The sequence below is a fragment of the Lelliottia sp. RD5 genome (genome assembly GCF_056032945.1).
On record NZ_JBVYHQ010000001.1, the window covers coordinates 1,514,881 to 1,528,617 of the forward strand.

Below are 13,737 nucleotides of genomic sequence, written 5' to 3' on the forward strand. Positions count from 1 at the left end.
CGTCCTTATCAATGATATACTGCCTGTCGTTCGTTCAAAAATAGTTGATAAATACAACATTCCCTTGAATTGAAACGCTTTCCCTCGATTTCGCAACTGGAACACGCACGCTATGAGTAAACCCATTGTGATGGAACGCGGTGTTAAGTACCGCGACGCCGATAAAATGGCCCTTATCCCGGTTAAAAACGTGGTTACGGAGCGCGAAGCGCTGTTAAGAAAACCGGAATGGATGAAAATCAAACTTCCGGCTGACTCGTCACGCATTCAGGGTATCAAAGCGGCGATGCGTAAGAACGGCCTTCACTCTGTCTGTGAAGAAGCCTCTTGCCCTAACCTTGCGGAATGTTTCAACCACGGTACCGCCACCTTTATGATTCTGGGGGCCATTTGCACCCGTCGCTGCCCGTTCTGCGATGTGGCTCATGGTCGTCCAGTCGCACCTGACGCCAACGAACCGCTTAAGCTGGCTCAGACCATTGCTGACATGGCGCTTCGCTACGTGGTGATTACCTCCGTTGACCGTGACGATCTCCGTGATGGTGGCGCACAGCACTTTGCAGATTGTATTAGTGCCATCCGCGAGAAGAGCCCAAGCATCAAGATTGAAACCCTGGTCCCTGATTTCCGTGGTCGTATGGATCGCGCACTGGAGATTCTCACCGCGACGCCTCCAGATGTGTTTAACCACAACCTGGAAAACGTTCCACGTGTTTATCGTCAAGTACGACCGGGCGCAGACTACAACTGGTCTCTGAAGCTTCTGGAGCGCTTTAAAGAAGCACATCCGCATATCCCGACCAAATCTGGTCTGATGGTGGGTCTGGGCGAAACCAATGCCGAAATTATTGAAGTGATGCGCGATCTGCGTCGCCATGGCGTAACCATGCTGACCCTAGGTCAGTATCTGCAGCCAAGCCGCCACCACTTGCCGGTACAGCGTTATGTTAGCCCGGATGAGTTTGATGAAATGAAAGCCGAAGCGATGGCGATGGGCTTTACCCATGCAGCCTGCGGCCCGTTTGTTCGCTCATCTTACCATGCTGATATGCAGGCGAAAGGCGAAGAAGTGAAGTAACACGTTATTACACTTTACCCATAAAAAAACCGGCTTATAAGCCGGTTTTTTTCTTTCCGAACACCTGGAAAGATGTTGCCATTACTCTTTATGCGAGAGCTTTTCAGCCGTAACGTCGCCCTCTGCGGTTTTCTTCGCATTAGCATCGTCATCGTTCATCGCTTTTTTGAAGCCTTTAATGGCCGTACCCAGGTCTCCGCCCAGCGTACGTAACTTCTTGGTACCAAACAGCAGAACAACCAGCGCCGCGACCACCAGCAGTTTGGTAATACTAATCTCACCCATAGATACCTTCTTTCACTGAAAACAGGCTGCATACAGCGCCAAAAAACCTGATCTTATTAACGGACATTCGACGCGCGGACACAATAGCAATCTGTAACAAGGTGAATCAAGCACTGATGAAAAAAACGTCATAATAATTGCGGTGGCGCAAACCGTCTGTTGCGTAGCACCGGTAATTGTCGACGCGCAAGCGCGATTCGCGCGCGGTCAATCTCTGCCATCAGGAGCGCGGGCGACTCACCTGCCGCCGCGATAGTCACCCCGAGCGGATCGACAACACGGCTTTGCCCGATATTTTTATTGCCGCACTCGCCTGACGCCACCACATAGCATGTGGTATCCAGCGCCCGCGCGGTGAGCAATGTTGCCCAATGATGCTCTTTAAGCGGGCCTTTCACCCATGCTGCGGGCAGAACCAGCGCGTCGGCCCCAGCTATTGCAAGACTCAGCGCCATCTCCGGGAAACGTAAATCGTAGCACGTCATCAATCCAAACCGGATGCCGTCGATCTCAATCAGCGGCGGAATTTGATTCCCGGGGTCAACCAGCCGGGATTCCTGAACGTTGAACGCATCGTAGAGATGGAGTTTTGCATAGTGCGCAATGATTTTCCCTTCACGCAAAACGACAAGCGTGTTTTCGGCTCTGCCCTGAATCGTCGGGACGTGGACCGTTAATATCGTGGCGAGTCGGTTACTTTTGCTCTCTGCCAGTAAAAGCGTCAAAAAGCCGCCGTCGAGCGGCTGCGCAGACTTAACGGAAAGATCAGGATCGTTATCATCCCGCGCCAAAAGCGCTTCGGGCAGCACCAGCAATGCAGCGCCCTGTCTCGCCGATTGCGCCATCAATTCGACACAGAGACGCGCATTTTCATGCCAGTCAGCCGTTACAGCGAACTGCCCAACAGCAACAATCATATTTATCTCCAACGTTAATCAGCGCTACACTTGGCCTCTTACTACATCAAATAGCAGGATTTGAGCGTGTTACAACTCCTTTTAGCGGTTTTTATTGGTGGTGGCACAGGTAGCGTTGCGCGATGGTTTCTCAGCATGCGCCTTAACCCTATGCACCAGGTCATTCCATTGGGGACGCTTACTGCGAACCTCATAGGTGCCTTTATTATTGGGATGGGGCTGGCCTGGTTTAACCGAATGACTCACATTGACCCGATGTGGAAACTGCTGATCACCACCGGATTCTGCGGAGGGCTGACGACCTTTTCAACATTCTCTGCTGAAGTGGTTTTTCTGTTGCAGGATGGGCGGATAAACTGGGCGCTGGCTAACATTGCCGTCAATATGCTGGGATCGTTCGCGATGACCGCGCTCGCATTTTGGTTATTTTCTGCCGTAAGCGCGCAGTAAACACCCTGGCGTTAATGTTGGCTTAATTTTTCTCTGTCACTCTTGTCGCAATACTGATTGAGGGTGATGGCATGAAAGAGAATTTAACGAGCGCGGGAATGGTATTACTGAGCGTAGTGATCGTCGCCACTTTTCTACGATTATATTTATTTAGCTGATTACACGCCAAAAAAAACCCGCTCATTGAGCGGGTTTTGAAGTTCTTGCTGACCTGTCTGAATTACAGAGCAGTTACGTTAGCAGCAGAAGGACCTTTGGCACCGTTAGTGATTTCGAACTCAACGCGCTGGCCTTCAGCCAGGGTTTTGAAACCATTAGTCTGGATTGCAGAGAAGTGAACGAACACATCTTTGCTGCCATCTTCCGGAGTAATGAAACCGAATCCTTTGGATTCATTAAACCACTTAACGTTACCTTTAATCTTAGACATCAAAATTACCTTTGCATGAAAAATGGACACAAATGCTGTGTCGGGTATCAGTACAACAATTGTGACGCGTTTTGTCCAGAGGTTCTTTGCTAAAAAGTGACAAAAGTCGCGTTAATTTTATCGACTGGCGATTTGTCCTTAATCCCCTCAAAACTGGTCTGTTTTTACACCAATTTGTGGACAATTTTCAGTTAAAACTGGAAGCGCATCCAGGCGAAATACACATTTCCGTTGTTATACGTTCCAGGAATGTAGGTCATCTGGAAGGTCGCCGGGCCGTAGCCGATTGACGCCAGCGGTAACAGCACCGGGATGGGGATGTATTTCCAGTTATCACGCGCCGTAAAGCCTGCCGTGTACCCCAGACCCAAATGGAAATTATCATCTGCCAGCGGACGCCAGGTTTTCTCCCAGCCATAGCCGCCGATAGGTTCCCATTTGTTATAGGAATCTTTAAACGCCATCAGATACAAACCGTGCCAGTTGCCTTTGTCGTCCCAGCGTGACTGACCAAAACCCGCACCCCATGGGCGCTCGTTGTAACGGTCCGTTTTCTCTTTGTCGTACGCAAAACGGGCATGCCACGTTATAGCCGGCACATACAGATCGTAATGCTCTGGCTCATTCCATGTCTGCGTTACGTTGTCGATGAAGGTCGAGAACCCTCCTTTATGCGATGTAGTCTCATCCGCGACTGCCGAAGTCAAAAGCGCAAGCTGTGCAAAAATAAACAACACAAACACATAAATATTATTTTTTACCGTCACAATACATTTACCATTTTTAGTATTCGGCAGGATTTTAACAAACTTTAATTGAATGAAACCATAACGGCATTGGAGAAAGTCCGAATTATTAAGTTACAAAATGGGAATAGTCCTACAGAACGCAACGATGCGCCTTGAAATAAGCAAGGCGCATACATTACCTAACGTTTATGCAACAATTTATACAGTGCGGGAATAACTAACATCGACAATAATGGCGCAGTGACCATCCCCCCTATCATCGGCGCAGCGATGCGCTGCATGACCTCGGAACCGCTGCCTCCGCCCCACATAATCGGCAGTAACCCCGCCATAATCGTCGCAACGGTCATCACCTTGGGACGTACGCGAAGGACTGCGCCTTCATGGATCGCGCGCATTAACATGCCGTTTCCACCATCAGGTTCTTGCTGACGATATTTATCAAGCGCCTGATTGAGATACAGCACCATAATAACGCCAAACTCGGCAGCAACACCGGCAAGGGCTATAAAGCCGACGGCACCCGCAACGGAAAGATTATATCCCAGCAGCCAAAGCAACCACACGCCGCCGATAAGCGCAAAGGGTAATGTCCCCATTATTAATAAGACATCCGAAATGCGTTTAAAGGTCAGCCACAAAAGAATAAAGATAATCATTAAGGTTATTGGGAGCACTAATTTGAGTTTCTCTGTGGCACGCTCCAGATATTCAAATTGCCCGGACCACGATAGCGAGACGCCCTGCGGCAGCGTGACGTTCTCCGCGACCCGCTGCTGCATTTCGATCACCGCTGACTTTAAGTCGCGTCCACGCAGATCCACATAAATCCAGTTTGAGAGCCGCGCATTTTCACTTTTCAGCATCGGCGGACCTTGAGTGACGACGATATCCGCCAGTTCACCCAGTGCAATCTGGCTCCCATTCGCGGTGATAACAGGTAACATCTGGAGCTTATCGACACTATCGCGAACGTCGCGGGGATAGCGCACATTGATGGGGTAACGCTCTCGGCCCTGAAGGACTTCACCGATATTGTCACCGCCAATCAAGGTGGAGACCATCCCCTGAAGTTCATCAACCGACACGCCATACCGTGCGGCTTTTTGCCTGTCGATACGGATATCCACGTAGTGCCCACCCGCCAGCCGTTCCGCCAGTGCGGACGTCACGCCTGGCACCTGTTTCACAATCTGTTCAATCTGTGCAGCAACGCGTTCAATATCGGCAATATTGCTGCCGTTCACCTTAATCCCCACCGGACTTTTAATGCCCGTCGCCAGCATATCGAGGCGATTGCGAATCGGCGGTACCCACACGTTCGCGATCCCCGGTATTGAGACGACTTTGTCCAGTTCTTCGACCAATTTTGCGGGCGTCATTCCCGGCCGCCACTGGTCGCGCGGGACAAAGTGGATCGTTGTTTCCAGCATTGTGAGCGGCGCAGGATCGGTCGCTGAGTCCGCCCGTCCAGCCTTACCAAACACGCTCGCCACTTCCGGCACGCTTTTAATTAACCGATCCGTTTGTTGCAGCAAACGGCTGGCTTCGCGCGCCGAGATTCCCGGCAGCGTGGACGGCATATACAGCAGATCGCCCTCGTCCAGCGGGGGCATAAATTCACTGCCAAGACGACTCAGCGGCCACAGCGTCACCAGTAAAAGCAGCAATGCCAGCGTCAGCGTGGTTTTTGGAAACGCCAACACTTTATCCAGCAGCGGTTCATAAAGCCGAATCAAAAAACGGTTAATCGGGTTGGCTTTTTCATCAGGGATTTTACCCCGGATAAAATAGCCCATCAGCACCGGAATGAGCGTAATGCCAAGCCCCGCGGCCATCGCCATCGCCCACGTTTTAGTAAAGGCCAGCGGTGAAAACATCCGCCCTTCCTGCGCTTCAAGGGAAAATACCGGAATAAACGACAGCGTAATAATCAGCAGACTGCAAAACAGCGCAGGTCCCACTTCTACCGCCGCGCGCTCTGCCAGATGCCAATAGTCTGCCGATGTCGGTTCTTCATCAGGGTGAGTATGACGCCACTGCTCCAGCACTTTGTGCATGTTTTCGATCATCACGATCGCGGCATCCACCATCGCCCCGATGGCAATGGCAATCCCGCCCAGCGACATAATATTGGCGTTGATGCCCTGATAGTGCATTACGACAAACGCGCCCAAAATCCCTAATGGCAAGGAAACGATCGCCACCAGCGCCGAACGGAAGTGAAAGAGGAACAGCGCACACACCAAAACGACGACAGCAAACTCCTCCAGCAACTTATGGGTGAGCGTTTTGACCGACTCCTCAATCAGCTTCGATCGGTCGTAGACCGGCACAATCTCCACCCCTTCTGGCAGCGTTTTTTGCAGCGCACTGAGCTTTTCCTTCACGGCGTGAAGCGTTTCAAGCGCGTTCTGCCCGTAACGCATCACCACCACGCCGCCCACAACTTCGCCTTCACCGTTAAGCTCCGCCACACCCCGACGGATTTCCGGCCCCATGCCGACCGTCGCCACGTCTTTTAACAAGACAGGGATCCCGTCGCGCGTGGCGATCACCACGTTCCTGAAATCATCCAGCGTGCGCAGATAACCGGTGGTACGCACCATATATTCCGCTTCGCCCTTCTCCAGCAACGCGCCGCCGCTCTCCTTGTTTGCCGCCTGTACCGCGCTCACGATCTGCCCGTGCGTAATATTCAGCGCGCGCATTTTCTCGGGAGCGACCACAATCTGATACTGGCGCACCATTCCGCCGATGCTGGCAATTTCAGAGACATTCGGCACCGTCTTCAGCTCAAACTTGAGCGTCCAGTCCTGAAGTGCGCGTAAATCGGCAAGGCTGTGTTTGCCCGTGCGATCGACGAGCGCGTACTCATAGATCCAGCCCACGCCCGTCGCATCCGGTCCCAGAGAGGCTTTCACCCCCGCCGGTAATTGCGACTGCACCTGGCTTAAATACTCCAGCACCCGTGAGCGCGCCCAGTAAAGATCTGTGCCATCTTCAAACAGCACATACACATAGGCGTCGCCAAACATCGAAAAACCGCGCACGGTTTTGGCGCCAGGCACCGACAGCATCGACGTGGTCAGCGGCCAGGTCACCTGATCCTCAATCACCTGCGGTGCTTTGCCCGGATAACTGGCTTTGACAATGACCTGCACATCCGACAGGTCGGGTAATGCATCCAGCGGTGCGCGTTGCACCGCCCACCAGCCCCAGCCCGCCATCACACAGGCCGCCAGAATCACCAGCAGACGGTTACGTAACGAAGCGCGAATGACGGCGGCGATCATTTCTTCACCTCCGGCAGGGCGCTACGCAGACTGGCTTCCGAGTCGATCAGGAATTGCCCTGACGTTACCACGGTGTCACCCGCCTGCACCCCAGAGACAATCTCCGTCCAGCCATCGGCGCTCACGCCCGTTGTGACGTTCACCGGATGGAAAAAGCCCTCGCCGGTTGCCAGCAGTACACGCTGCGATTCCCCGCTATTAATCACCGACTCCTCCGGTACTGCCAGCACCGATGCCCCCGGTTTTTGCTCTGCGCGAACGACGTTCAGGAACATCCCCGGCTTGAGCGTGTGTTGCGGATTGTCCATCACAATTCGAGCCTTGAGGGTACGCGTGGCAGTATCCATCTGCGGCAACAGCTCGCTGACGGTGCCGTGAAAGCGCTGGCCCGGAAAGCTTTCCGACGTCGCAATCATTTCGCTGCCCACCGTGAGCGCTTGCGCCTGCGTTTGCGGGTAATCGACCACCAGCCAGACGCTGTCCAACGACGCCATATCAAACACCGGTGCAGTAGCCGCCACCTGCGCGCCCTCCCGGACGTTCAGCTTTGCCACATACCCTGCCTGTTCCGACCTCAGGGTTAATCGGGTTTGCGGTTTTCCACTGCGCTCCAGCGCGCGGATCGTCTCTTCCGGCATAAACTGGAGCGCCAGCCTCTCCCGCGCGGCGCGGGTTAACATCGCATCGCCAAGCTGACGGACGGCAAGATACTCCTGCTGCGCGGTCGTCCACTGCGGAACCCAGATCTCTGCCAGCGCGTCACCGGCCTTGACCTGCTGTTGCTCGGCACGCACGTACAGTTTTGCAATCACGCCGGCGGTAGGCGCAGGGAGCGTCGTGAGCGTTCTCTCATTGAGAGACACGGTCGCAAATGCCGTAAAAGGCTGCGTAAGCTGACGCATCTGCACTTTGGCGGTTTTCATCCCGAGGTTTTGCTGCTGTTGAGCGCTCACTCCCACGCCCGTCGCCGCTTTCTCTTCGTCGGCATAACGCGCCACCAACTCCATGTCCATAAACGGGGATTTACCCGGCATATCAAAACGCTGGCCGGGCATCATCGGGTCGTACCAATAGAGCACGTTGCGCTCTGCCTTTTTCACAATTTCAGGTGCGGTAGGCGACTGGCGCTGCCCAAAAAAATATCCCCCGCCAGCAGCAAGCAGTACGGCGAGCGCCACAGCGGTTAACGTTGTTGTTTTCATTGTGTGATTTCCTGTGGGATCAGCCATTGAATCGCTGCCCAGGTTCGCGCCATTTCACGCTCGGCCTGATTTACGGCCAGTTCGGTATCCAGCACGCTGCGACGCGCCTCGAGCAACGCGGACAGCGCCGACTGTCCGGAGCGGTACTGAGCGGCGAGCACGTTCAGACGCGCGGACTGCAACGGTAAAATGTCATCGCGCTGGCGTAACCACAGCGTTTGCGCAGCCTGATACTGCGCCACCAGCGACTGCACCTGGGCCAGATGTTCACGTTGAATCAACGTCAGCTGATCCACCGCCTGCATCGAGCGCGACACGTCAGCGGCATAATCTTTATCCTGTCGACGCGACTGAAACAGCGGCAGATCGACGGTAAACATGACCCCGGCCATATCGTCGTACCCTTCGGCGCGATGGGAATAGAACACTTCCACATCCACGTCGGGAATAGCTGCAACAGCCGACTGCGCCGAGCGGGCTTTCGCCGTTTCTGACTCGCGCAGCGCGGCCTCAACTTCGGGATGCCGGACAATCGCGTCGGCCAGCGTTTTTTGATCCGCCGGTAACCGCTGATAGCGCGGCAACGGGCCTTGCACCTCGGTTATCGCCTGGCCGGTCAACTGAAACAGACGACTTTGCGCCAACTGCACATCCCGGTTCGCCAGCGTCACGCTGTCGCGCATCGCGCTAAGCGTCATCTGGAGCGACAACACGCTGTCGGGCGTGGCGCTGCCTGCCGCCACGCTCGCCTTCTGCACGCCCTGCTGGCGCTCAGTTTCGCTTACGCGTTTGTGAGCCGTTGTCAGCGCCTGCTGAGCAAGCGCTAAATCGAGCCACGCCTGCGCGGTATCTCGCTGAAGCGCGGCGCGAACGGTCGCAGACTTCGCCACCACGCTTCGGGCCTGCGCCTGCAAAGTCTGCGATTTACGCTCGCGCTTTTCGGCACTCACATAACTCTGCATGATGCCAATACGCTGCATGGTCATGCCTTCGCGGGTAAAGCGCTGGTCGTTACTGCCCTGAACCGGCACGTTTTCGATGCCGAATTTCAGTTTGGGATCGGGAAGTTGAGTTGCGGATTCCGCCATCGCATCCAGCGCCTGCGCTTCGTTACGACTGGCGGAAAGTTCGGCAGAATAGCGTTGGGCCACGGTAAGGGTTTGCGCCAGCGTCCATGGCTCCGCCTGAGCGGCGGAGCTTAACAAGCCGAGCAACACCCCACCGAGCCAGATGCTCAGTGTTGTTTTTTTCATGATGTCCTCGCTTAGTGCAGCGGCGTCAGAGAGCGAATCTGAAAGCCATCGCCCGCCCGCTCAAGCGTGAACGTGACGCGATCGCCAGGCTTAACCGAGGAGGTCTCAGCGCTATTTGCGAGGGTGAAAGGCATGGTCATCGCGGGCCAGTTCAGTTCGGGAATGGCCTGATGCTCAAGAATGATTTTGGGTGGTGAGATTTCCAGAACGCGTCCCTCCCCCTGCCAGCGCTGTGCGGTAGCAGACGGTTCGGTGGCCTGAACGGAAAAAGAAGAAAGGAAAAACAGCACGCCTATTAGCGCGAAAACACGTAAAGCTCGCATGATAAAACTCCTGTTAAACGTAAATTAAAAAATCAATTCAACGAATGAACAGGTTTCTACTCCCGGAACCGGCAAAAACGGATCGTTGCCGGTGGCCCCACGGCGGGCGGGGTGAGTGACCATGCAGAATGCGCGATTTCGCTGCATTGCGGCGTGTTAAGGGCGAGCGTCATGACGGCGGGTAAGGCCACCAGATGCGGTTGCGCTGGATCTTTTTGCACCTGATCCGGCACGCAATGTTTTTCACACAGCGGGGATGCACTGACGACATCGTGGGAAAGCGGTTTTGCCTTCATGTCCATATGCTGGAGAGCGGCGGTCTCACCGCGCGGATCCAGCGAACAATCATGAGAAGCAATCGCCACCTGACTCTGGATCACCAGCCAGCCAAAGGCTAACAAAAACATCAAAAGATGCTTTTTAAGGAAGCGCAGGCGATAGGTCCAGCTGGCGTGCATATTCGCGTCGTCGGGTCATAAAAGGAATGCGAGTATAAGAACAGCTTTCGCAGAAATTAAAGTTATTTTAATCAGTTTTACGTTCTTAATCCGTTGCGGGGTAAAAGCACCGAATAACCTCAACAAAACGTTATCATTCCGATGACATCCGTTAATGATTGATTCGGTCAATACTGTGATGACATAAATGGCACACTAATGGCAAAATATCGTTGATTACTCCTTTAGTAGTCGTTTTATTGATTTTAGTCATCAATGACTGACCATTAATTCGGCACATTCTCACCCTTCATTTTTTTGATTTTCCGTGCTCTCTGGGGAGCGCATTAACAGGGGAAACCATGCTTACCTTTATCGAACTCCTCATGGGAGTGGTCGTCATTGTTGGCGTCGCCCGCTACATCATAAAAGGCTATTCCGCTACCGGAGTATTATTCGTCGGTGGTTTGGTACTGCTGATTGTTAGCGCGCTAATGGGCCATAAAGTATTACCCGCCTCCGCCGAGAGCACCGGTTATTCCGCTACGGATATTGTGGAATATATTAAAATCCTGCTGATGAGTCGCGGTGGCGATCTCGGCATGATGATTATGATGCTGTGTGGTTTCGCGGCGTATATGACACATATTGGCGCCAACGATATGGTGGTGAAGCTGGCCTCCAAACCGCTGCAATATATTAATTCCCCGTACATCCTGATGATTGCCGCCTATTTCGTTGCCTGCCTGATGTCTCTGGCGGTGTCGTCTGCGACCGGTCTGGGCGTATTACTGATGGCTACCCTGTTCCCGGTGATGGTGAACGTCGGGATCAGCCGGGGTGCCGCTGCGGCCATTTGTGCCTCTCCCGCGGCCATTATTCTCTCCCCGACCTCAGGCGACGTGGTGCTGGCCGCCAAAGCCGCTGAAATGCCGCTGATTGATTTCGCCTTTAAAACCACGCTGCCGATTTCTATTGCCGCGATTATCGGCATGGCGGTTGCTCACTATTTCTGGCAGAAGTATCTCGATAAAAAAGAAAACATCAGCCACGAGATGTTGGACGTCAGCGAAATCACCACCACCGCCCCGTCGTTTTACGCCATTCTGCCGTTCACCCCTATCGTGGGCGTACTGATTTTTGACGGCAAGTGGGGCCCGCAGCTGCACATCATTACCATTCTGGTGATCTGTATGTTGCTGGCAGCGGTGCTGGAATTTGTGCGCGGCTTTAACACGCAAAAGGTCTTTTCCGGTCTGGAAGTGGCGTATCGCGGTATGGCGGATGCCTTCGCCAGCGTGGTGATGCTGCTGGTAGCGGCGGGCGTATTTGCCCAGGGTCTGAGCACCATCGGCTTTATTCAGAGCCTGATCTCTATCGCCACCTCGTTTGGTTCCGCAAGCATCATTTTGATGCTGGTGCTGGTGATCCTCACCATGCTGGCGGCGATGACCACCGGGTCCGGTAACGCCCCGTTTTATGCGTTCGTCGAGATGATTCCAAAACTGGCGCACTCTTCCGGCATTAACCCGGCGTACCTTTCTATTCCGATGCTGCAGGCCTCTAACCTGGGCCGTACTATTTCACCGGTTTCAGGGGTGGTTGTGGCAGTCGCGGGGATGGCGAAAATCTCTCCGTTCGAAGTCGTGAAACGCACCTCCGTTCCTGTTCTGGTGGGGCTGGTGATTGTGATTATCGCGACCGAAATTCTGGTTCCTGCCACGATCGCAGGCTAAGCATCACACTTCTCAAAAGCGCCTGCGGGCGCTTTTTGTGCTTTAATAAGTTCCTGGAATTAATTTGCGTTAAATCATCAGGAATTCACATGTTCAGGAAGGATATCGTCAGTCGATTCAGTGCGGCGGCTCTCGCGCTTTGTGCTTTCTCGGCAGAATCAGCCCCACTTCAGGCCACCCAGTACGCCGATTTCGATCGCTACGTTCTTGCCCTGTCGTGGCAAACAGGATTTTGCCAGAGCATGCACGAGCGCGATCGCAACGAGCCTGATGAGTGCCGTCTGCAAAAAGAGAGCAAAACCAAAACCGATTTCCTGACGGTTCACGGCCTCTGGCCGAGCCTGCCAAAATCCATCTCTGCGCGCGGCGTGGACGACCGCCGCTGGATGCGCTTTGGCTGCGCTACGCGTCCCCTTCCCAACATGCCCGAGGCCAAAGGCAGCCGCAAATGTGCGGCAGCAGAAACCGGCCTGTCGCTGGAATCCGCCGCCAAACTGAGTGGCGTGATGCCCGGCGCAGGCGGTAATTCTTGTCTGGAACGCTATGAATATGCCAAGCATGGCGTGTGCTTTGGTTTTGACCCGGATGCCTATTTTGGCACCATGGTGCGTATGAATCAGGAAGTGAAAGTCAGCGAACTGGGCAAACTGCTGGCAGATAACTACGGTAAAACGGTCAGCCGTAAAGCCGTTGATCGCGCTATCGCGAAAAGCTGGGGCGACGCGTCAGTCAAAGCCGTTAAGTTGACCTGCAGCGGTAATCCCGCTTATCTGACCGAGATTCAACTCTCCCTCAACGCTGCAACCATTAACGCTCCGCTGTCTGCGGCGTCGTTTGCCGCGCAGCCGCATCCCGGCAACTGCGGAAAACAGTTTGTCATTGATAAAGTCGGCTACTAAACATTCACCCGGCGCAGGCTGTGCCGGGTAAAAAGATTAGCCTCTGCGACGTGCATCCGGGCGCACCAGGTCAAACCGCTGCGCTTCGCTTATCGAATAGTAGGCCGTCGGGCCACCCGCACGCAGAATCGGATTCGCTTTGGCGGTCTGATAAATCCCGTCCTCCAGCAGCGTTTCGCGGATGTGAATTCCGACGACTTCGCCCAGTACCAGCCAGGTTTCAATAGGCGTACCGTCTGCGCCAGTGAGCTGAATGCACTGCGACAGACGACATTCAAAGTTAACCGGGCTTTCCGCCACGCGCGGCGCGTTCACCAGCTGGCTGGCGACGGGCGTTAAGCCGGAGAAGGAAAATTCGTCTTCCTCATGCGGGAGCGTGGCGGAGGTTTCATTCATCGCCTGCGCCAGTTCGACCGTTGCCAGATTCCAGACGAATTCGCCGGTCTGGACAATGTTTTGCACGCTGTCTTTCCAGCCATTACTGGAGAAACCAATGATCGGCGGGTGATAATTGAAGCAATTAAAAAAACTGTAGGGGGCAAGATTCAGTCGCCCTTCGCTGTCCTGGCTTGAAATCCAGCCGATAGGACGGGGGCCAACAATGGCATTTAAGGGATCGTGCGGCAGGCCGTGTCCCTGGGATGGCTGATAGAAATACATGGCACTCTCTGCGTGAAATTTA

The 13,737-nt window shown here is 54.0% G+C and carries 14 protein-coding genes; 4 read left to right on the top strand and 10 right to left on the bottom strand.

The window, feature by feature from the left end; genetic code table 11:
- Window positions 1–112 precede the first annotated feature (112 nt).
- Window positions 113–1,078: a lipoyl synthase gene (gene lipA, locus AC0LWE_RS07595; RefSeq protein WP_012016563.1), complete on the top strand. Its 966-nt coding sequence runs from the start codon at window positions 113–115 to the stop codon at window positions 1,076–1,078.
- 81 nt (window positions 1,079–1,159) lie between these two features.
- Here the strand turns inward: lipA and tatE are convergent, their stop codons facing one another.
- Both tatE and AC0LWE_RS07605 read right to left on the bottom strand, forming a co-directional pair.
- A complete protein-coding gene (gene tatE, locus AC0LWE_RS07600) occupies window positions 1,160–1,363 on the bottom strand; it encodes a twin-arginine translocase subunit TatE (protein WP_059178664.1) in 204 nt (67 codons plus the stop codon).
- A gap of 128 nt (window positions 1,364–1,491) precedes the next feature.
- Complete coding sequence (locus AC0LWE_RS07605) at window positions 1,492–2,280, bottom strand: deaminated glutathione amidase (RefSeq protein ID WP_219346882.1); 789 nt, start codon at window positions 2,278–2,280, stop codon at window positions 1,492–1,494.
- A gap of 66 nt (window positions 2,281–2,346) precedes the next feature.
- Here AC0LWE_RS07605 and crcB point away from each other — a divergent pair, with 66 nt between their 5' ends.
- Entirely contained in the window at window positions 2,347–2,730 is a 384-nt protein-coding gene (crcB, locus tag AC0LWE_RS07610; protein WP_219346883.1) for a fluoride efflux transporter CrcB, read from the top strand.
- A gap of 220 nt (window positions 2,731–2,950) precedes the next feature.
- On the opposite strand, the gene cspE is transcribed toward crcB, so the two are convergent.
- The 7 genes from cspE to AC0LWE_RS07645 all read right to left on the bottom strand — a co-directional run bounded on the left by cspE (window position 2,951) and on the right by AC0LWE_RS07645 (window position 10,441).
- The gene (gene cspE, locus AC0LWE_RS07615; RefSeq protein ID WP_000034826.1) at window positions 2,951–3,160 is read right to left on the bottom strand and encodes a transcription antiterminator/RNA stability regulator CspE; all 210 of its coding nucleotides are present in this window, start codon (window positions 3,158–3,160) and stop codon (window positions 2,951–2,953) included.
- A 191-nt stretch (window positions 3,161–3,351) separates the two neighbouring features.
- Window positions 3,352–3,927, bottom strand: a complete 576-nt coding sequence (gene pagP / locus AC0LWE_RS07620) for a lipid IV(A) palmitoyltransferase PagP (RefSeq protein ID WP_131489549.1) — start codon at window positions 3,925–3,927, stop codon at window positions 3,352–3,354.
- Between the two features lie 161 nt (window positions 3,928–4,088).
- On the bottom strand, window positions 4,089–7,205 hold the full coding sequence (locus tag AC0LWE_RS07625; protein WP_219346884.1) for an efflux RND transporter permease subunit: 3,117 nt from the start codon (window positions 7,203–7,205) through the stop codon (window positions 4,089–4,091).
- A complete protein-coding gene (locus AC0LWE_RS07630) occupies window positions 7,202–8,407 on the bottom strand; it encodes an efflux RND transporter periplasmic adaptor subunit (protein ID WP_219346885.1) in 1,206 nt (401 codons plus the stop codon). Before AC0LWE_RS07630 ends, AC0LWE_RS07625 begins: the two co-directional genes overlap by 4 nt.
- Window positions 8,404–9,660 carry a TolC family protein gene (locus tag AC0LWE_RS07635; RefSeq protein WP_219346886.1) on the bottom strand — a complete coding sequence of 419 codons (1,257 nt, stop codon included), beginning with the start codon at window positions 9,658–9,660 and terminating at the stop codon, window positions 8,404–8,406. The genes AC0LWE_RS07630 and AC0LWE_RS07635 overlap by 4 nt, the downstream gene beginning before the upstream one ends.
- 11 nt (window positions 9,661–9,671) lie before the next feature.
- Window positions 9,672–9,983: a copper-binding protein gene (locus AC0LWE_RS07640; protein ID WP_219346887.1), complete on the bottom strand. Its 312-nt coding sequence runs from the start codon at window positions 9,981–9,983 to the stop codon at window positions 9,672–9,674.
- A gap of 56 nt (window positions 9,984–10,039) precedes the next feature.
- Window positions 10,040–10,441, bottom strand: coding sequence for a hypothetical protein (locus tag AC0LWE_RS07645; protein WP_059178672.1), 402 nt, complete (start codon window positions 10,439–10,441; stop codon window positions 10,040–10,042).
- A gap of 341 nt (window positions 10,442–10,782) precedes the next feature.
- On the opposite strand from AC0LWE_RS07645, the gene dcuC reads away from it, so the two are divergent.
- Window positions 10,783–12,156 (top strand): anaerobic C4-dicarboxylate transporter DcuC, encoded by a 1,374-nt coding sequence (dcuC, locus tag AC0LWE_RS07650; RefSeq protein ID WP_059178673.1) that lies wholly within the window; start codon window positions 10,783–10,785, stop codon window positions 12,154–12,156.
- 89 nt (window positions 12,157–12,245) lie between these two features.
- On the top strand, window positions 12,246–13,055 hold the full coding sequence (rna, locus tag AC0LWE_RS07655) for a ribonuclease I (protein WP_202665237.1): 810 nt from the start codon (window positions 12,246–12,248) through the stop codon (window positions 13,053–13,055).
- 36 nt (window positions 13,056–13,091) lie between these two features.
- Here rna and AC0LWE_RS07660 read toward each other — a convergent pair whose 3' ends face one another.
- Complete coding sequence (locus tag AC0LWE_RS07660; RefSeq protein ID WP_059178675.1) at window positions 13,092–13,715, bottom strand: flavin reductase family protein; 624 nt, start codon at window positions 13,713–13,715, stop codon at window positions 13,092–13,094.
- Window positions 13,716–13,737: the final 22 nt, after the last annotated feature.

Bases quoted from the DNA above. Each gene is read 5' to 3' on its own strand.
- dcuC (WP_059178673.1), top strand. From the start codon at position 10,783: ATGCTTACCTTTATCGAACTCCTCATGGGAGTGGTCGTCATTGTTGGC.
- AC0LWE_RS07640 (WP_219346887.1), bottom strand. From the start codon at position 9,983: ATGCGAGCTTTACGTGTTTTCGCGCTAATAGGCGTGCTGTTTTTCCTT.
- rna (WP_202665237.1), top strand. From the start codon at position 12,246: ATGTTCAGGAAGGATATCGTCAGTCGATTCAGTGCGGCGGCTCTCGCG.
- AC0LWE_RS07635 (WP_219346886.1), bottom strand. From the start codon at position 9,660: ATGAAAAAAACAACACTGAGCATCTGGCTCGGTGGGGTGTTGCTCGGC.
- tatE (WP_059178664.1), bottom strand. From the start codon at position 1,363: ATGGGTGAGATTAGTATTACCAAACTGCTGGTGGTCGCGGCGCTGGTT.
- AC0LWE_RS07660 (WP_059178675.1), bottom strand. From the start codon at position 13,715: ATGTATTTCTATCAGCCATCCCAGGGACACGGCCTGCCGCACGATCCC.
- lipA (WP_012016563.1), top strand. From the start codon at position 113: ATGAGTAAACCCATTGTGATGGAACGCGGTGTTAAGTACCGCGACGCC.
- cspE (WP_000034826.1), bottom strand. From the start codon at position 3,160: ATGTCTAAGATTAAAGGTAACGTTAAGTGGTTTAATGAATCCAAAGGA.
- AC0LWE_RS07605 (WP_219346882.1), bottom strand. From the start codon at position 2,280: ATGATTGTTGCTGTTGGGCAGTTCGCTGTAACGGCTGACTGGCATGAA.
- AC0LWE_RS07625 (WP_219346884.1), bottom strand. From the start codon at position 7,205: ATGATCGCCGCCGTCATTCGCGCTTCGTTACGTAACCGTCTGCTGGTG.
- AC0LWE_RS07645 (WP_059178672.1), bottom strand. From the start codon at position 10,441: ATGCACGCCAGCTGGACCTATCGCCTGCGCTTCCTTAAAAAGCATCTT.
- AC0LWE_RS07630 (WP_219346885.1), bottom strand. From the start codon at position 8,407: ATGAAAACAACAACGTTAACCGCTGTGGCGCTCGCCGTACTGCTTGCT.